Below are 24,206 nucleotides of genomic sequence, written 5' to 3' on the forward strand. Positions count from 1 at the left end.
TCGGAAAGGCGGTCGCGCCATGGGTACCGGCATTGATCCCGGCTGATTTCTGTCGCGCCGGCCGGAAGGCCCGAACCGGGTCCGGGCATCGATGCAGCGGGCCCGTCATTTCGTCCGCAATTCACCGCCGGACCGCGGCGCGAATGCTTTGCGGGCACGGGTTTTTTCAGGCCGGACAGACGGCGTTTTTTCGACGCGACCAGCGGGTCGTGGGGGCCGCGCCGGGCACGCGGTCCCAGGCAGGCGCTTTGTCACGCTCGCATGCACGCCGGGCAGGGCGCATGGCTCCCTCACCAAAGGGCGCTTCGCTCATGTGCGAAGGCACGGCGATGCCTAGACTGGCCCTGCCATGCATCGTCCACTGTGATCCTCCCTGTGTGGTGTGGGAGGGGCGAGGACACAGCAGCGTGCGTGGCCCTGTTGCTGGAGTGCCTGGGCGAAGGCCTTGTCGGTGCGCACCGACGACGCCTTCCGCCACGGGCCGCTTGCAGGCGCGTGAGGACGCGCTAGAACGAAGAGATGGAACGAAGGAGTGCAGCCATGGCCACCCAACCCGATCTTCCGTCTCCGATCACGCCCGACCTGCCGGTCGAGCCCGACGAAGGGCCGGAGCACGCGCCCGACGAGCCCACCGACCCCGAGCCGCCGCCGAGCGCGAGGTAGGCCGAACGCCCGTCGCGCCGCGCTAAGCTCGCGCGATGGATGAAATCGATTGCGCCGTCATCGGTGCCGGCGTGGTGGGTCTGGCCGTGGCGCGCGCATTGGCGCTCGCGGGCCGGGAGGTGCTGGTGCTGGAGTCCGAAGGGGCCATCGGCACGGGAACGAGTTCGCGCAACAGCGAGGTGATCCACGCGGGCATCTATTACCCGCAGGGCTCGCTGAAGGCGACGCTGTGCGTGGAAGGACGCGACGCGCTCTACAGCTACGCGCAGGCGCGCGGCGTGCCGCACAACCGCTGCGGGAAGCTCATCGTGGCGACCTCGGCCGAACAGGTGGGCCAGCTCGAGGTGATTCGCGCCAAGGCCGCGGCCAACGGCGTGGACGACCTGGTGCTGCTCACCGCGCAGCAAGCCAACGCGATGGAGCCGCAGCTGCATTGCGTGGCGGCGCTGCATTCGCCGAGCACGGGCATCGTCGACAGCCACGCGCTGATGCTGGGCCTGCTCGGCGATCTCGAGAACGCGGGCGGCATGCTGGCGCTCAAGTCGCCCATCGAACGGGCCGAATGCGTGGACGGGGCCGTCGTGCTGCTCGCCGCCGACGGCACGGCCCTGCGTTGCCGCACCGTGGTCAATGCCGCGGGGCTGGGCGCGCCGGCGCTGGCGCGGCGCTTCGAAGGCATGCCGTCGTCGGTGGTGCCGCGCGAGCACTTCGCCAAGGGCAGCTACTTCACGCTCGCGGGCCGCGCGCCTTTCGGCCGGCTCATCTATCCCGTGCCGGAGCCGGGCGGGCTCGGCGTGCACCTGACGCTCGACCTCGGCGGGCAGGCCAAGTTCGGGCCCGACGTGCAATGGGTCGAGGCGGCCGATGATCTCGTGGTCGATCCCGCACGCGGCGAACGCTTCTACGACGAGGTGCGCAGGTACTGGCCGGCCTTGCCCGACGGTGCGTTGATTCCCGGCTATGCGGGCATGCGCCCGAAGATCTCGGGGCCGGACGAGCCTGCGGCCGATTTCGTGATCGCGGGGCCGGCGTCGCATGGGGTGCCGGGGCTGGTCCATCTGTTCGGCATCGAGTCGCCCGGACTCACCAGTTGCCTGGCCATCGGACGGCACGTTGCGGACCTGCTCGCCGACGCCTGATGCATGCACTCGGGCACAACTGAGCACATCTGTCGCGCATGAGGGGCTTTCGAGCCTGTAACATGACAGCACGCCATATGCTGGCGTGAAGCCGCCGGCGCGGTGCCGGTGTCATCACGGAGGAAAGATTCCAATGAGTGCATCCAACAATCTTGAAGCAGCAGCCGAAGACATCGCAAGCGACGTGCGCGGCGTGCTGGCCAGCAAGGACCTGGATTCGGTTCCCCACATCAAGGCGCTGCGCCAACGCATCGACACCAAGCTCGCCATCGCGCGCGAGCTGGCTTCCGAAAAGAGCAAGCTGGCCGCCAAGAAGGCGCGCCAGGCGGCCACCGCCACCAACACCTACGCCCACGACGAACCTTGGCAGGTTGCCGGCGCCGCACTGGCCGTCGGCGTGCTGGTGGGTCTGTTGCTTGGCCGCCGCTGAGCGTCACTGCACCGGCCTGAGCGCACACCGCCGTCCCTTCGTTCGCCGTTGCCACACTGTGGCCGGTGAGGGCGGAGGCGGCGCATGAGACTGCTGTCCCTGTTCGGGCTCGATGCCCGCATCCGACGGTTGCGCATCGCCGCCGCCGAAGGTGCGCTGGCGGCCGAGGACCGGGTGCAGTTGCTGCGCATGGCCTGGGAGGACGAGAAGCAGCGCCTGAAGCTGACCCTCGTCCTGGTCGTCGCCGTGCTGGGGCTGACCACCGTCGCGGTGGCACTGCTCTCGATGGCGGTGGTCGTGCATTACTGGGACACGCCGTACCGCGTCACCGCCGCCTGGGTGGTAGCCGGTGTCTGGGCGGTGCTGTGGCTGGCGGCCGTCATCGGCCTGATGCGCAGCCTGAGCAACGCCTCCAACAGCTTCGTTCCGACCTTTCAGGAGTTCGAGCGCGACTGGGCCTGGGTCCAGGACCGCTTCAACCTCGGCAAGGACCCGGAGCTGGACGACGAAGCGCCGCGTCCGCCGCGCCCCGCCACGCGCGAAGAGCTGCTGGCCCGCATGGACCGCCAACGCGAGCGCATCGCCACCCTGCAGGGCGGTCGCGAGACGCAGCCGGCCTCGGGCGAGCCTGCGAACGAATCGGCTGCGGCCACGGCGTTGCGCATTGCGCGCGAGCACCCGGTGGCTGCCGGGGTGGTCGCTGCCGCCGCCGTGGCGGTGATCCGCCCGAAGCGGTTGCTGCGCTGGGCCACGGTCATTGCGCCGGTGCTCTGGCGCATGCGCTAAGCACGAAGAACCGGCTCAGGCCTTGCGGCGATCCCGCTGCAGCGCCTGGGCCGTTTCGCGGACCAGCCCGGGGCCGCGATAGATCAGGCCGGTGTAGATCTGCACCACGTCCGCGCCCGCGGCGATCTTGGCCTTGGCATCGGCCGCACTCAGGATGCCGCCCACCCCGATGATCGGAAAGTCCTTGCCCAGCGCCGCGCGCAGTTGCGCGATCACGCGGTTGCTGGCTTCGCGCACCGGCGCGCCCGAAAGGCCGCCGGCTTCCTGCGCGTGCGGCAGGCCGGCCACCGCGTCGCGCGCGAGCGTGGTGTTGGTGGCGATCACGCCGTCCATGCGGTGGCGTTGCAGCGTGGCGGCGATCACCGCGACCTGCGCGTCGTCGAGGTCGGGGGCGATCTTCACGAACAGCGGCGCGCGCTTGCCGTGGCGCGTGGCCAGCGCTTCGCGCCGCTCGGCCACGGCGCCCAGCAGGGCGTCGAGCGCTTCGTCGCTCTGCAGCGAGCGCAGGTTGGCCGTGTTGGGGCTGGAGATGTTGATCGTCACGTAGTCCGCGTGCGGGTAGACGCCGTCCAGGCAGGCCAGGTAGTCGTCCACCGCGCGCTCGATCGGCGTGGCCGCGTTCTTGCCGATGTTCAGGCCCAGTAGCATCGGCGACTTGCCGCCGCCGGCCTGCTTGCGGAAACGGGCCTTCTGCACGTTGGCCAGGAAGGCGTCGAGCCCTTCGTTGTTGAAACCCAGCCGATTGATCAGCGCGTCGCGCTGCGGCAGGCGGAACATGCGCGGCTTCGGGTTGCCGGGCTGGCCCTTGGGCGTGACCGTGCCGACCTCGACGAAACCGAAGCCCATGGCCGCGAAGGCGTCGATGCAGCGGGCGTTCTTGTCCAGCCCGGCGGCCAGGCCGACGCGGTTGGGGAAATTCAGGCCCGCCAGCTGGATCGGGTCTTCGACGCGCGTCGCCGCGTAGGCGCAGGCCAGTGGCGTGTTCTGGGTGCGGGCCAGCCCGTCGAGGGTGATTTCATGGGCGTGCTCGGGGTCGAAACCGAACAGAAAAGGGCGGGCCAGGCCATAGAGCGAAGAGGGCAACAGCAGGGGCATCGGATAATTCTCGACTTCAATGAGCCAAGGATTCTCCGCGATGACCGCACCCGCCTCCCCAACCCCTCTTTCCCAGGATGAACTCAAGGCCCAGGTCGGCCTTGCCGCGCTGGCCTACGTGGTCAAGGGCGAGATCGTCGGCGTGGGCACCGGCTCCACGGTCAACAAGTTCATCGACGCGCTGGCCACGATCAAGGACGAGATCAAGGGCGCCGTCTCCAGCTCGGTCGCGTCCACCGAACGCCTGCGCGCACTGGGCATCCCGGTGTTCGACAGCAACGAGGTGGAAGAACTGGCCGTCTACATCGACGGCGCCGACGAGATCGACCACCGGGGCTTCATGGTGAAGGGCGGCGGCGCGGCGCTCACGCGCGAGAAGATCGTCGCGGCGCAATCGAAGCGCTTCGTCTGCATCGCCGACGCCTCCAAGCTGGTCGAGACGCTCGGCGCGTTTCCGCTGCCGGTGGAAGTGATTCCGATGGCCGCGCGCCGCGTGATGCGCCAGTTCGCCGGCCTGGGCGGCATCGCCCAGGTGCGCGAGAAAGACGGCCTGCCGCTGGTGACCGACAACGGCCAGCACATCGTCGACGTGACCGGCCTGCGGATCACCGACCCGCGCGCCTTCGAATCCGAAGTGAGCCAGTGGCCCGGCGTGGTGACGGTGGGGGTCTTCGCCCACCAGAAGGCCGACGTGTGCCTGCTGGGCACGGCGTCGGGCGTGAAGACGTTGCAGTTCGCCGGCTGAACGGCGGCGATGCAGCACGGGGAGCACGGGGGCGGGTCCCCCGTCGTTCCTAGAACTTGATGCCGGCCGGGTTGTTCGGGCCCGGCGCGTTCGAGGGCGGTGCCGGCGCGGGGTTCGGCGGCTGCAAGGGCGTGTCGGTCGCCCGGGGCGCAGCAGCCGCCGGTGCCTGCTGCGCGACGAGCGGACGCGCGGCGGGCGGGCGATAGCCCGGGGGCAGGCTGTTGCTCTTGGGATAGCCGGCCGCGTCGAGGTAGCGCGACCATTCCACATCCGAGAAGCCCTTGAGCTGCTGCGACCCGACGGTCAGCAGCGGCAGCGCGTTCTGTCCGCTCAGGCGCTGCAGGGCGTCGACGTCCTCGTTGCTCTTGATGGTGCGTTCCTCGAAGGGAATGCCGCGCGTGGTGAGCAGCGTGCGCGCCTCGTTGCAGGGGCCGCAGCCTTCGCCGCTGTACAGCGTGACGGGGTAGCGCTGTGCCACCTGTCGCAGTTCGTAGGGAAGCCCGCTGTTGGTTGGCGCGTTGACGCCGGCCGGCTGGGGCCCGCCCGTCGGCGCGTTGGTGACGACGGGGGGCTGGTCCGAGAACGTGACCTTGCCGTTCTTGTCGACCTGGCGGTAGACCGCCTGCGCCAGCACGCTGGCGGTCGACAACACGAGGACCAGGCCGATCAGGCCGCGCATCGGGAGTTTGTAAAAAGTCGGATACATATCTCCCGAGTATCGCAAGCTTCAGCGCCGTATCAAGCGGGCTGGGCCTGGGCCATGCCCTGATGTCGCAGCAGCGCATCAAGCTGCGGCTCGCGGCCCCGGAAGGCCTTGAACGAATCCATGGCGCTGCGGCTGCCGCCGGCCTCCAGGATGGCCTGGCGGTATCGGCGGCCGGTCTCGATGTTGGGCTCGCCGTCGGCACCCACCGTTTCCTCGAAGGCCGCGTAGGCGTCGGCGCTCAGCACCTCGGCCCACTTGTAGCTGTAGTAGCCGGCCGCGTAGCCGCCCGAGAAGATGTGGCTGAAGGTGTTCGGCGTGCGGCTGAACGGCGGCGAGGGCATCACGGCCACTTCGGCGCGCACCTGGCCGAGCAGCGCCATCACGGCGCCCGGTGCGGCGGCGGCCTGGTGCTCGGTGTGCAGCAGCATGTCGAACAGCGAGAACTCGATCTGGCGCAGCGTCTGCAGCCCGCTCTGGAAGTTCTTGGCGGCGGTCATCTTGTCGAAGAGGGCGCGCGGCAGCGGCTCGCCGGTGTCGACGTGGGCCGTCATGTGCGCAAGCACGTCCCACTCCCAGCAGAAGTTCTCCATGAACTGGCTCGGCAGTTCGACCGCGTCCCACTCGACGCCGCTGATGCCCGACACGTCGCGCTCGTTCACCTGCGTGAGCATGTGGTGCAGGCCGTGGCCGAACTCGTGGAAGAGGGTGGTCACGTCGTCGTGCGTGAGCAGCGGCGGCTTGCCGTCGACGCCGCTGGCGAAGTTGCAGACCAGCTGCGCGATCGGCGTCTGCAGCACGCCGTCGTCGGGGCGCAGCCAGCGGGCGCGCACGTCGTCCATCCAGGCGCCGCCGCGCTTGGCGGCGCGGGCGGAGGGGTCGAGGTAGAACTGGCCGACCTTCTGGCCGGCGCGCTCGATGCGGTAGAACTCGACGCTCGGGTGCCAGGTGGGCGCGTTGTCGCGGCGGATCGACACCTCGAACAGCGTTTCGACGATCTTGAACAGGCCGGCCATCACCTTCGGCGCCGGGAAGTACTGCTTCACCTCCTGCTCGCTGAAGGCGTAGCGCGCTTCCTTGAGCTTTTCGCCGACATAGGTCCAATCCCAGGCTTGCGGATCGACGAGGTTCAGCTGCTCGGCCGCGAAGGCGCGCAGGTCGGCCAGGTCGCGCTCGCCGTAGGGCTTGGCCTTGGCGGCGAGGTCGCGCAGGAACTTGACGACCTGCTCGGGTGATTCGGCCATCTTGGGCACGACCGAGAGTTCGCCGAAATTCCTGTAGCCCAGCAGCTTCGATTCTTCCTCGCGCAGCGCGAGGATCTCGGTGATGAGCGCGGTGTTGTCGAACTTCGGATCGCCGAGTTCGCTGGCGCGCGTCACGTAGGCGCGGTACAGGGTTTCGCGCAGCGCGCTGCTCTTGGCGAACTGCATCACCGGCAGGTAGCACGGCATCTTGAGCGTGAGCTTGTAGCCTTTCTTGCCTTCGGCCTCGGCGGCCGCGCGCGCGGCGCTCACCACGTCTTCGGGCACACCGTCGAGTTCACCCAGCTGCGCGTAGTGCGCGAAGGCGTCGGTGGCGTCGAGGGCGTTTTCGCTGAACTTCTGGCTCAGCTCGGCCTGGCGTTCCTGGATGTCGGCAAAGCGCTGCTTGGCCTCGCCCTGCAGCTCGGCGCCGCCGAGCACGAAGTTGCGCACGGCGTTCTTGTGCGCCTGGCGCTGCTCGGGGTTGAGCGTGGCCGGGTCGATGGCCTTGTACTTGGCGTACAGGCGTTCGTCGGAGCCCAGGCGGGTCCAGAAGGCGGTGACGCGCGGCATGGCCTCGTTGTAGGCAGCGCGCAGCTCGGGCGTGTCGGCCACGGCGTTGAGATGGCCGACAGCGCCCCAGGCGCGGCTGAAGCGTTCGGAGGCCACGTCGAGCACCTTGGAGATCGCGATCCAGTCGGCCGGGAATTCGGGCGCCGTCACCGTCTGCAGCGCGGCCTCGGCATCGGCCAGCAGCGCGTCGACCGCGGGCGACACGTGTTCGGGCTTGATGCGATCGAACAGGGGGAGGTCGGTGAAGTCGAGGAGCGGATTGGTCATGTGAAAGATCCTGGGCGAGCGTAGCGAAGCCATTTCGGAAACCACCGCGGAACCGGCTTTGCCGGGCCGCTGGTGCCCGTTGAGGGGGAGGCGGCTACACGCAGTGAGCCAACAACGGGGTGGTTCTTATCTTGCGGCGCGTTCGGCCGCTTCAAGGGTGTTGACCAGAAGCATGGCGCGCGTCATCGGGCCGACGCCGCCGGGCACGGGGGTGATCCAGCCGGCCACTTCCTTCACGCCGTCGAAATCGACGTCGCCGGCGAGCTTGCCGTCCGCCTTGCGGTTCATGCCCACGTCGATGACGACGGCGCCGGGCTTCACCATGTCGGCGGTCAGCAGGTCGAGCTTGCCCACGGCGGCGACGACCACGTCGGCCTGGCGCGTGAGGGCGCCCAGGTCTTTCGTGGCGCTGTGGCAGATGGTCACGGTGGCGCTCTTGGCCAGCAACATCATGGCCATGGGCTTGCCGACGATGTTGCTGCGGCCGATGACCACGGCGTGCTTGCCGCGCAGGTCGTAGCCGATCGATTCGAGCATCTTCATGCAGCCGTGCGGCGTGCAGGGCCAGAAGCCCGGGGCGCCGGTCATCAGCGCGCCGGCGCTGGCCACGTGGAAGCCGTCGACGTCCTTGGCGGGCGAGATGGTCTCGATGACCTTCTGGCTGTCCATGTGCTTGGGCAGCGGCAATTGAACGAGGATGCCGTGCACCTTCGGGTCGTCGTTGAGGGCGCGGATGCGCGCCAGCAGGTCGGCCTCGCTCAGGTCGGCGGGGTAGGTCTCGAGGGTGGCCGAGAGGCCGGTCTCGGTGCTGTCGTTGACCTTGTGCTTGGTGTAGACCTGGCTCGCCGGATCGCTGCCCACCAGGATGATGGACAGGGCCGGGTTCACGCCGCGGGCCTTCAGCGCAGCGGTGCGGCCGGACACCTCGGCGCGGATGGTTTTGGCGAGGGCGTTGCCGTCGATCAGTTGGGCGGTCATCGGTTTTGATTTTCCAAGTAAAAACGCCCGCTTGCGCAGGCGTGGGGAAGGTGCGTGGCTATCGCAGGGATAGCTGCAGCTCAGGAGGCCTTGGCCGCTGGGGCCGCCTGCCCGAGCGCGATCTTGAGCAGATCGGCCACGGTGTTGGCGTTGAGCTTTTCCATGATGTTGGCGCGGTGCGCCTCCACCGTCTTGATGCTGATGCCCAGGTCGTCGGCGATCTGCTTGTTCAGGCGGCCGGCGACGATGCGCTCGAGCACCTGCGCCTCGCGGCCGGTGAGCTTGGACAGCAGTGCGTCTCGGCTGGCCGACTGCTGGTGCTGCGTGAAGGCGCCGCGTGCGTGTTCGAGCATGCGCTCGACCAGCGACACCAGCTCTTCGTCGTTGAAGGGCTTCTGGATGAAATCCATCGCGCCCTTCTTCATGCTGTCGACCGCCATCGGCACGTCGCCGTGGCCGGTGATGACCACGATCGGCAACGGAGAACGCCGTTCGATCAGCCGATCCTGCAATTCGAGGCCGGTCATGCCGGCCATGCGGATATCGACGATCAGACAGGCGACTTCGCGCGGGTCGTATCGGGAGAGAAAGGATTCGGCGGACTCGAAACAGCGGACTCTGTAGTCCTTGCCTTCGAGCAGCCATTGCAGCGAATCGCGTACGGCTTCGTCGTCATCGACGACATAGACCGTGCCCTTCTTCGGAATCAAACTCATGCAGGTACCTTTGCCTCGTCGCTTGCTACGGAACTGATAGCGTCCAACACCGGAATCCAGAAGGAAAAACGGCATCCGATCACATCCGGGCCATTGTAGATGTTCTCCGCCTGCATCCGGCCGCGGTGCGACTCGACGATGGTGCGGCACAGGTTGAGCCCGATGCCCATGCCCTCGGGCTTGGTGGAGAAGAAGGCCTCGTAGAGCCGGTCCATGACCTCGGGCGAGAGGCCCTTGCCCGTGTCCTGCACCGAGAACTCGATGGCATTGTGCCCCTCGATCACCTTGGGCAGCACGCGCAGCTCGACGCTGCGGCGCGCCAGCGGGCGGTCGGCGATGTCGATGGATTCGGCCGCGTTCTTCAGCAGGTTGACCATCACCTGCTCGATGAGGATCGGGTCGACGCGCACCACCGGCAGCCGCGCGGCCACGTAGTGGTTCAGGCGCACGTTGCGCCGGCGCAGTTCGATGCCCGCGAGTTCGACCGCCTCGCTCACCATGGTGGCGACGTCGGCCGGCGTGCGGTTGGGTTCGCTGCGTTTCACGAAGGAGCGGATGCGCTGGATGATCTGGCCCGCGCGCTGCGCCTGCTTCGAGGTTTTTTCGAGCGCGGCGAGCAGGGCGTCGTTGTCGATCGTCTGGCCCTTGATGCGCGACATCATCCCGTTGCAATAGTTGGCGATGGCCGTGAGCGGCTGGTTGAGCTCGTGCGCCACGCTGGAGGCCATTTCGCCCATGGTGATCAGGCGGCTCGCGGCCTGGGCCTTGTCGGCCTGCGCGGCGGCCTGCTCTTCGGCGTCGCGTCGCGGCGTGATGTCGGTGGCGATCACCAGCTGCGCCAGGCGACCGTCGACCCAGGTCAGGTAGCGCGAGCGCACCTCGAGCCACTTGCCCAGGTGCGGCACGAAGATTTCGTTGTTCGCGGTCTGGGCGGCGGTGAGGGTGTCGATGGGCAGGCCGGCGTAGGGGTCGACGTCGTCCAGGCCTTCGTCGTGCGCGTTCGACGGCGGCACGCCGGCCTGCGCCACCATGCCCAGGTGGCCCACGGTGTCGGAGCCGAACCACAGGCGGTACAGCTTGTTGGCGAACAGCAGCTCCTCGCTGCCAATGGGCGCCACCGACACGGCGGCGTCGAGCGCCTCGAGCACGGTGGTGAAGCGCTCATACGAGGCGGACAGCTGCTCGCGGATGCGCGTCGGCTCGGTGATGTCGGTCATCGACGTCATCCAGCCGGTCTGGTGGCCGCGCGCGTCGATCAGCGGCGACACATACAGGCGCGCATTGAAGACGCTGCCGTTCTTGCGCTTCACGCGCACCTGGAAACCGCCGGGCAGGGCGCGGCCGTGCAGCTCTTCTTCGAGGCGCTCGTTCATCACCTCGCGGTCGGATTCGAGCCAGTAGGGGAAAGGCGGCGTCTGGCCGACCAGTTCGTCTTCGCTCCAGCCCGTCATGGCGCAGAACGCGGCGTTCACGTAGGTGATGCGGCCTTGCAGGTCGAGCACGCGCATGCCGGTGAGCATGGAGTTTTCCATCGCGCGGCGGAAGTTGGTTTCGGCCACCAGCCGCTGCTGCGCCTGCAGGCGGCGGCGTGTGTGGCGCCAGGTGCCGATCAGCATCCAGCTGGTCATCACGCTGAGGGCGCACACGAGCCAGAAGAGGCCGTTGCCCACCACGCCCTGCGAGGTGCGGTAGGCCTGCGCGCGCAGCATCAGCGCATTGCCCACGGGCGACACCGGCACTTCGTATTCGTTCGTGGCTTCGGTCCAGGGCAGCAGGCGGGTGCCGCTGTTCTTCAGCGGCGTGGTGTTGCCGGCGATGACGTTGCCCTTGGCGTCGAGCAGCGACACGGCATAGCGCGCCTGCACCTCGGAGGGCATGCCGTAGCGCAGCAGGCCGTCGATGGAAAACTCGCCGAGCACGACGCCGGCGAACAGGCCCTGGTCGAACAGCGGAATGTGCAGCTGCAGCATCGCGGCCGGTTCGCCGCCTGCCACGGGTTGCGAGTACACCGGCTGGCGCAGCTCGCGCGCCAGCGCGTAGTTGCTTTCGATGTCGCCGGGGCGCAGCACGTCGCCGATCAGGTGCTGTTGCGCCGGATGCACGCTGGGCGCGGCATAGCCGGCCTTGAAACGGCGGCGGTCGTCGATCCAGCTGATGGTCTGCAGCTCGGGGAACTGGCTCACCAGCGACTCGGCGCGGCTCGTGAACTCGACCGGGTCGATCTCTCGGTTGGAGGCATCGCGCGCGATGCGCATCAGCTGTTCCTGCCGCTCCAGCAGGCGCAGGCGCATGCGCTGTTGCGCGTACTCGACATCGCGCCGTACCGATTCCTGCTCGCGCTCGACTTCTTCGGAGCGCAGGTACCAGAACGCCGACACGATGGCCGCGAGAAACAGCAGCACGGCCGCCATCGGCGCGAGCATCGCGACGGCGTCCTGCAGCACGGGTGTCTGCTTGCGCCACCACGTGCGCCACCAGGACAGCGGCGAGGCTTTGACGGCACTGCGGGCGACCGCGAGCGGGGAGGAAAGGGGCATGGGCGGAGTTTAGGTGATGGCCCTCTCGGGCAAGAGGCCCTGCCGGGGACGTGCTTCCTTGATATTTCATAATAAGAAATCAACAAGCACTATTTGAAATAGGGAAACTTCTATGCGAAACTCCGGCGCGCTCGGTGCCCAGCGCACTAAATTACAGCCACAGCCCTAAAAGGAGAGACAAGCATGTCGGCAAATCCCGAGAACCTGTTCGGCTCGGCCGCAAACGATGCGGACGCCCAGGAGACGCGTGAATGGATGGATGCACTGTCTTCCGTCATCCAGAGCGAAGGGCCCGAGCGGGCGCACTTCCTGCTCGAACAACTGCTCGAACATGCGCGCCAGAACAGCGTCGACATGCCGTTCTCGGCCAACACCGGCTACGTGAACACCATCGAGCCGGGCGTGGAAGCCCGCAGCCCCGGCAACCTCGAGATCGAACAGCGCCTGCGCGCCTACATGCGCTGGAACGCCATGGCCATGGTGGTCAAGGCCAACCGCATCCACCCGCCCGAAGGCGGTGACCTGGGCGGCCACATCGGCTCCTTCGCGTCGCTGGCCAGCATGTTCGGTGCCGGCTTCAACCACTTCTGGCACGCCGAGAGCGAAAACCACGGCGGAGACCTGCTGTACATCCAGGGCCACGTGTCGCCCGGCATCTACGCCCGCGCCTACCTCGAAGGCCGCCTCTCCGAAGACCAGCTGCTCAACTTCCGCCAGGAAGTGGACGGCAAGGGCCTGTCGAGCTACCCGCACCCGAAGCTGATGCCCGAGTTCTGGCAGTTCCCCACGGTGTCGATGGGCCTGGGCCCGCTGATGGCGATCTACCAGGCGCGCTTCCTGAAGTACCTGCACGCCCGCGGCATCGCCAACACCGAGAACCGCAAGGTCTGGGTGTTCTGCGGCGACGGCGAAATGGACGAAGTCGAATCGCTCGGCGCCATCGGCCTGGCCGCGCGCGAGAACCTCGACAACCTGATCTTCGTCATCAACTGCAACCTGCAGCGCCTGGACGGCCCGGTGCGCGGCAACGGCAAGATCATCCAGGAGCTCGAAGGCGAGTTCCGCGGCGCCAACTGGAACGTCATCAAGCTGATCTGGGGCAAGGGCTGGGACGCGCTGCTCGAGAAGGACCATGACGGCGCGCTGCGCAAGATCATGATGGAGTGCAACGACGGCGACTACCAGTCGTTCAAGGCCAACGACGGCGCCTACGTGCGCAAGAACTTCTTCGGCCGCGACCCGCGCACGCTGAAGATGGTCGAGCACCTGACCGACGACGAGGTCTGGAACCTGCAGCGCGGCGGCCACGATTCGCAGAAGGTGTACGCCGCCTTCCACGCCGCCCAGAACCACAAGGGCCAGCCCTCGGTGCTGCTCGTCAAGACCGTCAAGGGCTTCGGCATGGGCAAGATCGGCGAAGGCAAGAACACGGTCCACCAGACCAAGAAGCTCGGCGACGAGGACATCAAGGCCTTCCGCGACCGCTTCAACATCCCGATTCCCGACAGCCAGATCGCCGAGCTGCCGTTCTACAAGCCGGCCGACGACACGCCGGAAATGCGCTACCTGCACGAGCGCCGCAAGGCCCTGGGCGGCTACCTGCCGCACCGCCGCGTCAAGGCCGACGAGAGCTTCACGGTGCCCTCGCTCGACACCTTCAAGGCGGTGATGGAACCCACGGCCGAAGGCCGCGAGATCTCGACCACGCAAGCCTACGTGCGCTTCCTCACGCAGCTGCTGCGCGACAAGGCCCTGGGCCCGCGCGTCGTGCCCATCCTGGTGGACGAGGCCCGCACCTTCGGCATGGAAGGCCTGTTCCGCCAGATCGGCATCTACAACCCGCACGGTCAGCAGTACACCCCGGTCGACAAGGACCAGGTCATGTACTACAAGGAAGACAAGGCCGGCCAGATCCTGCAGGAGGGCATCAACGAAGCCGGCGGCATGTCCAGCTGGATCGCGGCGGCCACGTCGTACAGCACGAACAACCGCATCATGGTGCCGTTTTACGTGTACTACTCGATGTTCGGCTTCCAGCGCATCGGCGACCTGGCCTGGGCGGCCGGCGACATGCAGGCCCGCGGCTTCCTGCTGGGCGGCACCTCGGGACGCACCACGCTGAACGGCGAAGGCCTGCAGCACGAAGACGGTCACAGCCACATCCTGGCCAACACCATCCCGAACTGCGTGAGCTACGACCCGACCTTCGCGCACGAAGTCGGCGTGATCCTGCACCACGGCTTGAAGCGCATGGTCGAGAAGCAGGACAACGTCTACTACTACCTGACGCTGCTCAACGAGAACTACGCGATGCCCGGCCTGCAGCCCGGCACCGAAGAGCAGATCATCAAGGGCATGTACCTGTCCAAGCAGGGCCCGGTGGTCAAGGCCGCCAAGGGCGCCAAGGAAGCACCGACCGTGCAACTGCTGGGCAGCGGCACCATCCTGCGCGAGAGCTTTGCAGCACAGGAACTGCTCGAGAAGGAGTGGGGCGTGTCGGCTTCGGTGTGGAGCTGCCCGAGCTTCAACGAGCTGACCCGCGACGGCCAGGACGCCGACCGCTGGAACCTGCTGCATCCCGACCAGACGCCGCGCGTGCCCTTCGTGGCCGAGCAGCTGGGTGCTTCGACCGGCCCGGTGATCGCGTCGACCGACTACATGAAGGCGTACGCCGAGCAGATCCGTCCCTTCGTGCCCAAGGGCCGCAACTACAAGGTGCTGGGCACCGACGGTTTCGGTCGCAGCGACTTCCGCGCCAAGCTGCGCGAACACTTTGAGATCAATCGTCACTACATCGTCGTGGCCGCGCTCAAGGCGCTGAGCGAAGATGGCACCGTGCCGGTGGCCAAGGTGGTGGAAGCGATCAAGAAGTACGGCATCAATGTCGACAAGGTCAACCCGCTTTACGCTTGAACATCAACAACCAACGAACGAACGGCGCCTGACGGCGGGAGACAACGATATGGCAGCAGTGGAAGTGAAGGTGCCGGACATCGGCGATTTCGATGAAGTCGCGGTGATCGAGGTGCTCGTGAAGGTGGGCGACACGGTCAAGGCCGAACAGTCGCTCATCACGGTCGAATCGGACAAGGCGTCGATGGAAATCCCGTCGTCCACGGCCGGTGTGGTCAAGGAAATCAAGGTCGCCGTGGGCGACAAGGTCACGGAAGGCTCGGTGGTGCTGGTGGTCGAGGCCGAGGGCGCGGCTGCCGCCGCCCCGGCGCCGGCCGCTGCGCCTGCTGCCGCGGCACCCGCTGCCGCAGCGCCTGCACCGGCCGCTGCCGCACCGGCCGCCGCGCCGGCTGCTTCGGGCCCGGTCGAAGTCAAGGTGCCGGACATCGGCGACTTCAAGGACGTCGCGGTCATCGAGCTGCTGGTGAAGGTGGGTGACACCATCGCCGCCGAGCAGTCGCTGATCACGGTGGAGTCGGACAAGGCCTCGATGGAAATTCCGTCGTCGGCCGCCGGCGTGCTGAAGGAGCTCAAGGTCAAGGTCGGCGACACCGTCAACATCGGCGACCTGATCGCGGTGCTCGAAGGCGCCGCAGGGGCTGCCGCATCGGCGCCCGCGCCGGCACAGGCCGCCGCTGCCGCGCCCGCTGCTGCAACCGCCAGCGCGCCTGCGCCGGCCGCCGCCGCCCCGGCCCACCAGCCGACCTCGGCCCCCACCGGCAGCCTGCCGCATGCTTCGCCCTCGGTGCGCAAGTTCGCACGCGAACTCGGCGTGCCGCTCGAAGAGGTCAAGGGTTCCGGCCTCAAGGGCCGCATCACGCAGGAAGACGTCCAGAACTTCACCAAGGCCGTGATGAGCGGCCAGGCCAGCACCAAGGCCTCGGCGGCCAAGGCGCCGGCCGGCGGTGGTGGCGACGGCGCGGCGCTGGGCCTCATCCCGTGGCCCAAGGTCGACTTCACGAAGTTCGGCACTGTCGAGCGCAAGGACCTGTCGCGCATCAAGAAGCTCAGCGGCGCGAACCTGCACCGCAACTGGGTGATGATCCCGCACGTCACCAACAACGACGAAGCCGATATCACCGAGCTCGAGGCCTTCCGCGTCTCCACCAACAAGGAGAACGAGAAGTCGGGCATCAAGGTCACGATGCTCGCCTTCGTGATCAAGGCGGTGGTCGCGGCGCTGAAGAAATTCCCCGACTTCAACACCAGCCTGGACGGCGACCAACTCGTCTACAAGCAGTACTACAACATCGGCTTCGCGGCCGACACGCCCAACGGGCTCGTGGTGCCGGTGCTGAAAGATGCCGACAAGAAGGGCATCCTGCAGATCAGCGCCGAGATGGGCGAACTCGCCAAGAAGGCGCGCGACGGCAAGCTCGGCTCGGCCGACATGCAGGGCGGCTGCTTCTCGATCAGCTCGCTCGGCGGCATCGGCGGCACGCACTTCACGCCCATCATCAACGCCCCTGAAGTGGCCATCCTCGGCCTCTCCAAGGGCCAGATGAAACCGGTGTGGGACGGCAAGCAGTTCGTGCCGCGTCTCACGCTGCCGCTGTCGCTGTCGTACGACCACCGCGTGATCGATGGCGCCCTGGCTGCGCGTTTCAACGCCTACCTGGGGCAAGTGCTCGCAGACTACCGCCGCATCCTGCTATGACCACCGTAGTGGCCGTCCGCAAAGGCGGCCAGGTCACGATGGCGGCAGATTCGCTGGTGACCTTCGGCGACACGCGCATGTCGCACAACGCCGAAGCGAACCAGAAGATCTTCACCGTCGAGGATGCCGCGGGCCAGAGCCTGTTCGCGGTGGCGGGCGCCGCCGCGCACCAGCTGGTGCTCCAGCATGCGCTGGCCGCCCAGCCGCGCGAGGCGCTGCAGTTCGGCAGCAAGCACGAGGTGTTCCACACCTTCACGCAGCTGCATCCGGTGCTGAAGGATTCATTCTTCATGCAGACCAAGGAAGACGAGCACGAGCCCTACGAGTCGAGCCAGTTCACCATGCTGCTGGCCAACCCGAGCGGCATCTACGGCATCTACAGCTACCGCGAGGTGTTCGAGTTCAAGCAGTACTGGGCCATCGGCTCGGGACGCAGCTTCGCGCTCGGCGCCATGCACGCGGCCTATGACAACAAGTCGCGCAACGCGCGCGACGTGGCGGAGGCGGGCATCGCCGCCGCCTGCGAATTCGATCGCAATTCGGCCCTGCCGGCCGACGTTCTCACACTCAAACTGAAAGTGTCCAAATGAGCGAACAACACATCAAGGTGCCGGACATCGGCGACTTCGACGAAGTCGCGGTGATCGAGGTGCTGGTCAACGTCGGCGACACGGTCAAGGCCGAGCAGTCGCTCATCACGGTCGAATCGGACAAGGCCTCGATGGAGATTCCCTCGTCGGCCGCCGGCGTGGTGAAGTCGCTGGCCGTGAAGGTCGGCGACAAGGTCAAGCAAGGTTCGGTCGTGCTGACGCTCGAAGTCGACGGGGCCGCTGCGCCTGCGCCGGCTGCTGCAGCGCCCGCACCTGCGGCGGCAGCTGCGCCCGCGCCCAAGGCGGCTGCACCGGCTCCGGCCGCCGCAGCGCCCGTGGCGGCGTCCAGCTACGGCGGCAAGGTCGATGTCGAGTGCGACGTGGTCGTGCTCGGTGCCGGCCCCGGCGGCTACTCGGCCGCCTTCCGCGCGGCCGACCTCGGCTTGAAGGTCGTGCTGATCGAACGCTACGCCACGCTCGGCGGCGTGTGCCTGAATGTCGGCTGTATTCCGTCGAAGGCGCTGCTGCACGTCGCTTCCGTCATGGACGAGGTGAAGCACTTCGCCGACCTCGGCGTGAGCTTCGCTGCGCCCACGGTCGACCGCGCCAAGCTGCTCGGCCACAAGAACAAGGTGGTGGGCAAGCTCACCGGCGGCCTCACGGCCATGGCCAAGATGCGCAAGGTGACCGTGCTGCGCGGCGTGGGCAACTTCATCGACCCGTACCACCTGGAAGTCGAAGAGACGTCGGGCACGAGCTGGGACACCACGGGCAAGAAGCAGACCGTCAAGTTCCGCAACGCGATCATCGCGGCCGGCTCGCAGTCGGTCAGCCTGCCCTTCATGCCGAAGGACCCGCGCGTGGTCGACTCGACCGGCGCACTCGAGATGGGCACCGACCCCAAGCGCATGCTGGTGCTGGGCGGCGGCATCATCGGCCTCGAAATGGGCACCGTGTATTCGACGCTGGGCGCGCGCCTCGATGTGGTCGAGATGCTCGACGGCCTCATGCAGGGCGCCGACCGCGACCTCGTGAAGGTCTGGCAGAAGATGAACGCGCCGCGCTTCGACAACATCATGCTCAAGACCAAGACGGTCGGTGCCGAAGCCACGAAGGACGGCATCAAGGTCACCTTCGAAGGCGAGAACGCGCCGAAGGAGCCGCAGGTCTACGACCTCGTGCTGCAGGCCGTGGGCCGCAGCCCGAACGGCAAGAAGATCGGCGCCGAGAAGGCCGGCGTCACGGTGAGCGACCGCGGCTTCATTCCGGTCGACATCCAGATGCGCACCAACGTGCCGCACATCTTCGCCATCGGCGACATCGTGGGCCAGCCCATGCTGGCGCACAAGGCGGTGCACGAGGCGCATGTGGCGGCCGAAGTGATCGCCGGCGAGCAGAAGGGCGACAAGGAGCTGTCCAGCGCCGCCTTCAACGCCCGCGTGATCCCCAGCGTGGCCTACACCGACCCCGAAGTGGCATGGGTCGGTCTCACGGAAGACCAGGCCAAGGCCGAAGGCATCAAGGTCAAGAAGGGCCACTTCCCGTGGACCGCATCGGGCCGCGCCATCGCCAACGGCCGCGACGAAGGCTTCACCAAGCTGCTGTTCGACGCCGAGACGCACCGCATCCTGGGTGGCGGCATCGTCGGCACGCATGCCGGCGACATGATCGGCGAGATCGCGCTGGCCATCGAGATGGGCGCGGACGAGATCGACATCGGCAAGACCATCCATCCGCACCCGACGCTGGGCGAAAGCATCGGCATGGCAGCGGAAGTGGCGCACGGCACCTGCACGGACCTGCCGCCGGCGAAGAAGGCGGCCTGATCGAGAGGCGCTACGGCGCCTGTCGAGCGCCCACAAAAAATCCCGCCGCGGCGGGATTTTTTTCGTCCTGGATTCGGTGTGCCGAATCAGTCGCTGGCGGTGCCCATGGCCGCGGCCTTGACCTCGTCGCCCTGGCCGCTGAGCACGCGGCGGGCGCCGTCGAAGCGGCGCTGCCAGTAGCTGCCGTTCATGTCTTCGACACGGACCTGGGCACCGGAGCGGGGGGAATGGATGAACTTGCCTTCGCCGACGTAGATGCCGACGTGGCTGAAGGTGCGGCGCATGGTGTTGAAGAACACGAGATCGCCGGGCTTGAGCTGGCTGCGGTCGATCTTCTCGGTGGCGGCGGCCTGTTCTTCGGCGCGGCGCGGGAGCACGTGGCCCACCGTCTGGTTGTACATGGCGCGGACGAAGCCGCTGCAGTCGAAGCCGGATTCGGCGGTGTTGCCGCCACGGCGGTAAGGAACGCCGAGGAAACCGATGGCGGTCACGACGAGGTCGGACGTGCGCTCTGCGACGGTCTGGCGAACCTGATGGAACTGGCCGACCAGGCCGCGTTCGGCAAGGATTCGGTCCATCTCATCCGATCGATCCTGTTGTTGGGGGGCGGCGTGGACGGCCACGGCGAACAGGAGGGATACGGGTAGGACGAAAAAACGCATGGCGCGTAGGATATTGATGACGCGCAGTTATGTCAATTTAATCTGAATTGTTGAATGTGTGCGTAAACCATTGATTTACATGTGCTTTTTCGATCCGGCGGAAGAAAAAATGTAACGGTGAACGTTTATGCGGCATAAGGATTCGAATGTAAACACCTCGACTGATATGACTTCGAAGTCTTAAAAGTCGGCATGTGCATTCCATTTGTTGCCAAGATGTCCTCAAATTCAGGAAATCTTCATGAACTTGCGAGATCGCTCCTTTCTTCGCTCCCTGGGAAGCCTCTTGGTGCTCGCCGGTTGCGGCTTGGCTGGCGTGGCCATGGCGCAAGTGCGTGCCGAAACCGTCGCCTCCGGTCTTGAGAACCCCTGGGGCGTCGCCTTCCTGCCGGAGGGCCGTTTCGTGGTCACCGAGAAGCCCGGCCGGCTGCGGCTGGTGGCGGCCGACGGCAAGCTGGGCGCGCCGATCCAGGGCCTGCCGCCCATCGCGGCGGGCGGGCAGGGCGGGCTGCTCGACGTGCTGGCTGACAGCGGCTTCGCGCAGAACCGCACCCTGTACTTCTGCTATTCGGAGCCCGAGGCGTCCGGCGGATCGGCCAACAGCACCGCGCTTGCACGCGCGCGCCTCTCGGCCGATGGCACGGCGTTGGAGGCGCTGAAGGTCATCTTCAGCCAGAAGCCCAAGGTCGCGAGCCGCGCGCACTTCGGCTGCCGCATCGTCGAGGCCCGCGACGGCAACCTCTTTCTCACGCTCGGCGACCGCTTCAGCCGCAAGGACGATGCGCAGACGCTCGACAACCACCACGGCAAGGTGGTGCGCATCGCCAAGGACGGCAGCGTGCCGAAAGACAACCCCTTCGTCGGCAAGCGGGGGGCGCTGCCCGAGATCTGGAGCTACGGCCATCGCAACAGCCAGGGCGCGACGCTCGCGCCCGACGGCCGTTTCTGGATGACGGAGCACGGCCCGCAGGGCGGCGACGAGATCAACATCCCGCGCGCCGGCGTCAACCACGGCTGGCCGGTGATCACCTACGGCGAGAACTACGGTGGCGGCAAGATCGGCGAGGGCATCACCCGCAAGGACGGCATGGAACAGCCGCTGCATTACTGGGTGCCGTCGATCGCGCCTTCGGGCATGGCCTTCCTCACCAGCGACCGCTACGGCGCCGGCTGGAAGGGCAACCTCTTCGTGGGCTCGCTGAAGTTCGGTTATCTCGACCGCATCGAACTGAAGGACGGCAAGGTGGTCGCCGAGCACAAGCTGCTGGCCGACGGCCGGGCCCGCATCCGCGACGTGAAGCAGGGGCCGGACGGCCTGCTCTACGTGCTCACCGACGAGTCCGACGGCAAGCTGCTGCGCCTGCGGCCGAACTGAAGGGCGCCTCAGCCGGGGCAGCCCGGCAGCGGCAGCGTCGGCAGCAGGCGGCGCCAGAGCCGCCGCCATTCGGGCCAGTCGTGCCCGCCTTCGGTCGTGACCACGCGTTCCGCCGGCAGCGCCCCGGCCAGCAGCCGGTGGCTGAACGCAAAGCGGTCGTCGAGCGCGTAGCCCAGGTACAGCGGCGGCCGGTCGCCGAACGTGCGGGTGTGGCCGACGTAGCCGCGCAGCCATTGCCACAGCTGCGTGTCGCTGGGCGTGCGTGGGTCGCTGCCGGGTGGTGCTTCGAGCGGGCCGCGCCAGCGCGACAGGCCGCCGGCGTTGGCGATGTCCTGGCTCAGCACGCGTTCGCCCAGGTAGGGCGCCAGCACGACCAGGCCGGCGAGGTCGCCGGGGTGCGTCTGGGCATACAGCAGTCCGCCGAAACCGCCGACCGAGATGCCCGCGATCCAGATCGCCTTGTAGCCCTGGCGGCGCGCCGGTGCGATCACGTCCCGATCCAGACGGTCGAGGATGGTCTTGTTGCGGTAGTAGCCCATGTGGGCATCGACGCGCAGGGTGTCGACCGCGAGCCGGTTCTCGTTCAGGGCGTCGATGAAGCCTTCGCGCACGAACTCCTCGGGCGCCGAGTAGGCGCCGGGCAGCAGCACGATCAGCGTGTCGGCGTTGCGGGTGCAACTGCTCTTTTCCAGTGTGCTGGCCAGTGGTGCCTCGGCGGTGCGCAACCCGCCGCAGCCGGCGAGCAGCAGCAACGAGGCGGCGCCGAAGAGCAGGACGAGGCGGTGGCGGAGGAGCGACAGGGTCTGCATCCGCCGGAGTCTAGGTGCGCGACACCGGAATTGGCAGGTCGACCATCACGGGCTGTCCCGGCACGGTGCAGCCGGTGTCGCAGCACTTGCCGGGCTGGCGGTTCTTCGTGACGGCGCGGCGCGGGTCGTGCGGCGCGGCGGCCGGCGTGCCGTCGGCCGCGATGCCGCGCTCGAGCAGGCGCTCGACCAGCTCGACCTTCGAGCCGACCGGGTAGTTGCGCCAGATCTCCTGCTTCATCGCCGCCGGCGAGCCGCCGCCGTGCAGGCTGATCACGCTGTACCAGCCGCCCTGGTAGCCGGCCGTGAGGTCTTCAATGAAGCGGGCCGTCTCGATGCGCTGTTCGTAGGGAATGGCGGGGTTGGCGCGCAGCACATCGGACAGGCGTGCCGCGGTCTCGGGGTTGTGGTCCTCGTCCGGGCCGGGCAGGGTGACGATGAGGCCGCCGCTCACGTAGTGGGCGATGCGGTGCATGTCGTAGATCTTCGTGGCCAGCAGCAGCTTGCCGATGTTGCTGAACACCGGGTCGGGCATGAAGACCTCGCAGTGGTCGTCGGCCTTGCCGTAGACGCTGGCCGCCACGCCGCAGGCAAAGAAGCTCTCGGTGATGGTGATGAGCTCGACCATCTGCTCGCGCAGGTGGCTTTCCTTGCCGGGGTCGAAGCCGTTGGCCTCGCACATCAGCGCGCCGGCACCGATCAGCAGGTCGCCGAAGCCGGCGCGGGCCGCGATGCAACTGTGGCGGTGGTGCGTGGCGTAGCTGTAGGTCAGGTGGCCTGAGTGCTCCCATTCGCCGGCGTAGAACACGCGCTCCCACGGCACGAACACGCGGTCGAACATGCACACGCCGGTGCTCTGGCCGTACTTGCGGCTGAACAGCGCATCGCCGTGCTCGAGCTTCTCGCCGGGTCGGCCGGCCGGCCGCGCGACGATGGTGAGCCCGGGCGCGTCGAGCGGCACGGCGCAGCAGACGGCGAAGTCGGCGTCTTCCTTGCCCATGTTGCGGCAGGGCATGACCAGCAGCTCGTGCACGTACGGCGCGCCGGTCACGATGGCCTTGGTGCCCGAGATGACGATGCCGCGCGCGTTGCGCTCGACCACGTGCAGGTAGCTGTCGACGTTCGCCTGCTCGTGCGGACGGCGGCTGCGGTCGCCCTTGGCGTCGGTCATGGCGACGCCCAGCGTCAGGTCCTGGTCTTGGATGCGGTGCAGGTAATTGTGGAAGCGCGCGGTGTGCTCGGTGCTGCCGCGCGCGTCGTCGATGCGGGCCGACACCTGGGCGATGGCGTTGAGCGCGTCGTGCGTCAGGTAGCGCTGGGCGCAGCCGGTTTCCTGGCAGACCAGCCGCACGGCCTCGAGCTTGTTGAGCAGGTCGCCCGAGCTGGTGTTGATGTGCGAGAGCCGGTTCACGCGCTTGCCGCTGGTGTGCTGCACGGCGGTCATGAGCGGCGCGTACTCGGACTTGAGCGCGTGCTCGTAGGTGAGGGCGATGGCGTTGATGCCGGGCTGGAAGGCCGGCTCGTCGGCCACGCTGGCGACGCGGCGGCCGTCGACGAACACGGTGGGCGTGTAGCGGCGCAGCGATTCACGGTAGTCGGCGCCGGACATGAGGAGGGCGTCGGAAGGTGGGGCATTCATGCGTGTTGTCTCCAGGGGCTCGTGGGGATTTTTTGGACCGTCGGCGTGAAGATTTAAACACTGTTCAATTTTTAGATCAACGTTCGAAAAAATGATCGGCGACCAGATCGAGGGCTATAGTCCCGCCCATGCACGCCAAGCTCCAACGCCGCCAGACCCTCACCGACGCGCGCCGCGCCCTGGTGCTCGACGCCGCCCGAACGGTGTTTGCCGAGGCGGGCATCGAGGGCGCGAGCATCCGCGAAATCGCGAAGAAAGCCGGGTACACGCCGGGCGCCATCTATTCGTACTTCGAGAGCAAGGAGGCGATCTACGCGGCCTTGCTCGACGAGTCGCTGCTGCGCCTGCAGGCCGCGGTGGCCGAGGTGGCGGTGTCCGAGCGCCGGCCCGACCAGACCCTGGCCGCCAAAGCGCAGGCCTGGTTCAACTTCTACGCGGCGAACCCGCGCGACCTCGACCTCGGCTTCTATCTGGTGCATGGCATGCGTCCCCGGGGACTGACGCACGCGCTCGACCACGAACTGAACGACCGCCTCTACGATGCCCTGCGCCCCTGCGAGGAGGCGCTGCTCGCCCTGGGCCTCGATGCCGACCTCGCGCAGCAGGAGAACACGGCGCTGTTCGCGCACGGCGTCGGGCTGCTGCTGATGCAGCACACGGGGCGCATCCGCATGTTCAGGCAGTCGGCCGATGCGCTGTTCAAGACCTACCTCGCGCAGCTGGTGCAGCGATCGACCCCTGCCGCAACGGCGGAAGACGGTGCAAAACCCGCGCTTTTCGGTGGTACGGTTCAGCCCAGTTCAACCGATACCTGAAAGAAGAAGTC

The 24,206-nt window shown here is 67.4% G+C and carries 20 protein-coding genes; 11 read left to right on the forward strand and 9 right to left on the reverse strand.

Translation table 11 applies throughout. The features are described 5' to 3' along the window. The first annotated feature begins 540 nt into the window (after positions 1–540). The 4 genes from AC57B8_RS03290 (at position 541) to AC57B8_RS03305 (ending at position 3,018) form a co-directional block, all read left to right on the forward strand. Positions 541–663: a hypothetical protein gene (locus AC57B8_RS03290; protein ID WP_062479916.1), complete on the forward strand. Its 123-nt coding sequence runs from the start codon at positions 541–543 to the stop codon at positions 661–663. 35 nt (positions 664–698) lie between these two features. Then, complete coding sequence (locus tag AC57B8_RS03295) at positions 699–1,802, forward strand: NAD(P)/FAD-dependent oxidoreductase (protein WP_496478643.1); 1,104 nt, start codon at positions 699–701, stop codon at positions 1,800–1,802. Positions 1,803–1,935: 133 nt separating this feature from the next. Further along, positions 1,936–2,232 carry a glycine zipper domain-containing protein gene (locus tag AC57B8_RS03300; protein WP_056580064.1) on the forward strand — a complete coding sequence of 99 codons (297 nt, stop codon included), beginning with the start codon at positions 1,936–1,938 and terminating at the stop codon, positions 2,230–2,232. Between the two features lie 84 nt (positions 2,233–2,316). Beyond that, entirely contained in the window at positions 2,317–3,018 is a 702-nt protein-coding gene (locus tag AC57B8_RS03305) for a phage holin family protein (protein WP_070061031.1), read from the forward strand. Between the two features lie 15 nt (positions 3,019–3,033). Here the strand turns inward: AC57B8_RS03305 and AC57B8_RS03310 are convergent, their stop codons facing one another. Further along, on the reverse strand, positions 3,034–4,113 hold the full coding sequence (locus AC57B8_RS03310; protein ID WP_496478644.1) for a quinone-dependent dihydroorotate dehydrogenase: 1,080 nt from the start codon (positions 4,111–4,113) through the stop codon (positions 3,034–3,036). A 40-nt stretch (positions 4,114–4,153) separates the two neighbouring features. Between AC57B8_RS03310 and rpiA the strand changes: the two genes are divergently transcribed. Then, positions 4,154–4,858 carry a ribose-5-phosphate isomerase RpiA gene (rpiA, locus tag AC57B8_RS03315; RefSeq protein WP_062479923.1) on the forward strand — a complete coding sequence of 235 codons (705 nt, stop codon included), beginning with the start codon at positions 4,154–4,156 and terminating at the stop codon, positions 4,856–4,858. Between the two features lie 49 nt (positions 4,859–4,907). Here the strand turns inward: rpiA and AC57B8_RS03320 are convergent, their stop codons facing one another. The 5 genes from AC57B8_RS03320 to AC57B8_RS03340 form a co-directional block, all read right to left on the reverse strand. After that, positions 4,908–5,537 (reverse strand): glutaredoxin family protein, encoded by a 630-nt coding sequence (locus AC57B8_RS03320; protein ID WP_307693132.1) that lies wholly within the window; start codon positions 5,535–5,537, stop codon positions 4,908–4,910. 59 nt (positions 5,538–5,596) lie between these two features. Beyond that, positions 5,597–7,642 carry a M3 family metallopeptidase gene (locus tag AC57B8_RS03325; protein WP_496478645.1) on the reverse strand — a complete coding sequence of 682 codons (2,046 nt, stop codon included), beginning with the start codon at positions 7,640–7,642 and terminating at the stop codon, positions 5,597–5,599. A gap of 126 nt (positions 7,643–7,768) precedes the next feature. After that, positions 7,769–8,620 carry a bifunctional methylenetetrahydrofolate dehydrogenase/methenyltetrahydrofolate cyclohydrolase FolD gene (gene folD / locus AC57B8_RS03330; RefSeq protein WP_062479931.1) on the reverse strand — a complete coding sequence of 284 codons (852 nt, stop codon included), beginning with the start codon at positions 8,618–8,620 and terminating at the stop codon, positions 7,769–7,771. An 80-nt stretch (positions 8,621–8,700) separates the two neighbouring features. Continuing rightward, positions 8,701–9,336 (reverse strand): response regulator transcription factor, encoded by a 636-nt coding sequence (locus AC57B8_RS03335; protein ID WP_056580071.1) that lies wholly within the window; start codon positions 9,334–9,336, stop codon positions 8,701–8,703. Beyond that, entirely contained in the window at positions 9,333–11,873 is a 2,541-nt protein-coding gene (locus AC57B8_RS03340) for a PAS domain-containing sensor histidine kinase (RefSeq protein ID WP_062479933.1), read from the reverse strand. The genes AC57B8_RS03335 and AC57B8_RS03340 overlap by 4 nt, the downstream gene beginning before the upstream one ends. A 183-nt stretch (positions 11,874–12,056) precedes the next feature. Between AC57B8_RS03340 and aceE the strand changes: the two genes are divergently transcribed. The 4 genes from aceE to lpdA are packed head-to-tail and all read left to right on the forward strand — an operon-like array spanning position 12,057 to position 18,898. After that, positions 12,057–14,786 (forward strand): pyruvate dehydrogenase (acetyl-transferring), homodimeric type, encoded by a 2,730-nt coding sequence (aceE, locus tag AC57B8_RS03345; protein ID WP_062479935.1) that lies wholly within the window; start codon positions 12,057–12,059, stop codon positions 14,784–14,786. Positions 14,787–14,835: 49 nt separating this feature from the next. Further along, the gene (gene aceF, locus AC57B8_RS03350; protein ID WP_496478646.1) at positions 14,836–16,482 is read left to right on the forward strand and encodes a dihydrolipoyllysine-residue acetyltransferase; all 1,647 of its coding nucleotides are present in this window, start codon (positions 14,836–14,838) and stop codon (positions 16,480–16,482) included. Then, positions 16,479–17,072: an Ntn hydrolase family protein gene (locus AC57B8_RS03355; protein ID WP_095745669.1), complete on the forward strand. Its 594-nt coding sequence runs from the start codon at positions 16,479–16,481 to the stop codon at positions 17,070–17,072. Before aceF ends, AC57B8_RS03355 begins: the two co-directional genes overlap by 4 nt. Beyond that, positions 17,069–18,898: a dihydrolipoyl dehydrogenase gene (gene lpdA / locus AC57B8_RS03360; protein WP_496478647.1), complete on the forward strand. Its 1,830-nt coding sequence runs from the start codon at positions 17,069–17,071 to the stop codon at positions 18,896–18,898. Before AC57B8_RS03355 ends, lpdA begins: the two co-directional genes overlap by 4 nt. An 86-nt stretch (positions 18,899–18,984) precedes the next feature. Here lpdA and AC57B8_RS03365 read toward each other — a convergent pair whose 3' ends face one another. After that, positions 18,985–19,560, reverse strand: coding sequence for a C40 family peptidase (locus AC57B8_RS03365; protein ID WP_496478648.1), 576 nt, complete (start codon positions 19,558–19,560; stop codon positions 18,985–18,987). Between the two features lie 322 nt (positions 19,561–19,882). Between AC57B8_RS03365 and AC57B8_RS03370 the strand changes: the two genes are divergently transcribed. After that, positions 19,883–20,935 (forward strand): PQQ-dependent sugar dehydrogenase, encoded by a 1,053-nt coding sequence (locus AC57B8_RS03370; protein WP_496478743.1) that lies wholly within the window; start codon positions 19,883–19,885, stop codon positions 20,933–20,935. Between the two features lie 8 nt (positions 20,936–20,943). Here the strand turns inward: AC57B8_RS03370 and AC57B8_RS03375 are convergent, their stop codons facing one another. Continuing rightward, entirely contained in the window at positions 20,944–21,744 is an 801-nt protein-coding gene (locus AC57B8_RS03375; protein ID WP_496478649.1) for an alpha/beta hydrolase, read from the reverse strand. A 10-nt stretch (positions 21,745–21,754) separates the two neighbouring features. Next, positions 21,755–23,380 (reverse strand): 4-hydroxyphenylacetate 3-hydroxylase family protein, encoded by a 1,626-nt coding sequence (locus AC57B8_RS03380; RefSeq protein WP_496478650.1) that lies wholly within the window; start codon positions 23,378–23,380, stop codon positions 21,755–21,757. Positions 23,381–23,508: 128 nt separating this feature from the next. On the opposite strand from AC57B8_RS03380, the gene AC57B8_RS03385 reads away from it, so the two are divergent. Next, positions 23,509–24,195: a TetR/AcrR family transcriptional regulator gene (locus tag AC57B8_RS03385; RefSeq protein ID WP_496478651.1), complete on the forward strand. Its 687-nt coding sequence runs from the start codon at positions 23,509–23,511 to the stop codon at positions 24,193–24,195. Positions 24,196–24,206 lie beyond the last annotated feature (11 nt).

The organism is Variovorax sp. BGA-UO-ETr-C22, assembly GCF_059567965.1.

Excerpts from the sequence above, each read along its gene's own strand:
- AC57B8_RS03375 (WP_496478649.1), bottom strand. The coding sequence starts at position 21,744 with ATGCAGACCCTGTCGCTCCTCCGCCACCGCCTCGTCCTGCTCTTCGGC.
- lpdA (WP_496478647.1), top strand. The coding sequence starts at position 17,069 with ATGAGCGAACAACACATCAAGGTGCCGGACATCGGCGACTTCGACGAA.
- AC57B8_RS03340 (WP_062479933.1), bottom strand. The coding sequence starts at position 11,873 with ATGCCCCTTTCCTCCCCGCTCGCGGTCGCCCGCAGTGCCGTCAAAGCC.
- aceE (WP_062479935.1), top strand. The coding sequence starts at position 12,057 with ATGTCGGCAAATCCCGAGAACCTGTTCGGCTCGGCCGCAAACGATGCG.
- AC57B8_RS03300 (WP_056580064.1), top strand. The coding sequence starts at position 1,936 with ATGAGTGCATCCAACAATCTTGAAGCAGCAGCCGAAGACATCGCAAGC.
- AC57B8_RS03320 (WP_307693132.1), bottom strand. The coding sequence starts at position 5,537 with ATGCGCGGCCTGATCGGCCTGGTCCTCGTGTTGTCGACCGCCAGCGTG.
- folD (WP_062479931.1), bottom strand. The coding sequence starts at position 8,620 with ATGACCGCCCAACTGATCGACGGCAACGCCCTCGCCAAAACCATCCGC.
- rpiA (WP_062479923.1), top strand. The coding sequence starts at position 4,154 with ATGACCGCACCCGCCTCCCCAACCCCTCTTTCCCAGGATGAACTCAAG.
- AC57B8_RS03370 (WP_496478743.1), top strand. The coding sequence starts at position 19,883 with ATGGCGCAAGTGCGTGCCGAAACCGTCGCCTCCGGTCTTGAGAACCCC.
- aceF (WP_496478646.1), top strand. The coding sequence starts at position 14,836 with ATGGCAGCAGTGGAAGTGAAGGTGCCGGACATCGGCGATTTCGATGAA.
- AC57B8_RS03295 (WP_496478643.1), top strand. The coding sequence starts at position 699 with ATGGATGAAATCGATTGCGCCGTCATCGGTGCCGGCGTGGTGGGTCTG.
- AC57B8_RS03335 (WP_056580071.1), bottom strand. The coding sequence starts at position 9,336 with ATGAGTTTGATTCCGAAGAAGGGCACGGTCTATGTCGTCGATGACGAC.
- AC57B8_RS03365 (WP_496478648.1), bottom strand. The coding sequence starts at position 19,560 with ATGCGTTTTTTCGTCCTACCCGTATCCCTCCTGTTCGCCGTGGCCGTC.
- AC57B8_RS03380 (WP_496478650.1), bottom strand. The coding sequence starts at position 23,380 with ATGAATGCCCCACCTTCCGACGCCCTCCTCATGTCCGGCGCCGACTAC.
- AC57B8_RS03290 (WP_062479916.1), top strand. The coding sequence starts at position 541 with ATGGCCACCCAACCCGATCTTCCGTCTCCGATCACGCCCGACCTGCCG.
- AC57B8_RS03355 (WP_095745669.1), top strand. The coding sequence starts at position 16,479 with ATGACCACCGTAGTGGCCGTCCGCAAAGGCGGCCAGGTCACGATGGCG.
- AC57B8_RS03310 (WP_496478644.1), bottom strand. The coding sequence starts at position 4,113 with ATGCCCCTGCTGTTGCCCTCTTCGCTCTATGGCCTGGCCCGCCCTTTT.
- AC57B8_RS03385 (WP_496478651.1), top strand. The coding sequence starts at position 23,509 with ATGCACGCCAAGCTCCAACGCCGCCAGACCCTCACCGACGCGCGCCGC.
- AC57B8_RS03305 (WP_070061031.1), top strand. The coding sequence starts at position 2,317 with ATGAGACTGCTGTCCCTGTTCGGGCTCGATGCCCGCATCCGACGGTTG.
- AC57B8_RS03325 (WP_496478645.1), bottom strand. The coding sequence starts at position 7,642 with ATGACCAATCCGCTCCTCGACTTCACCGACCTCCCCCTGTTCGATCGC.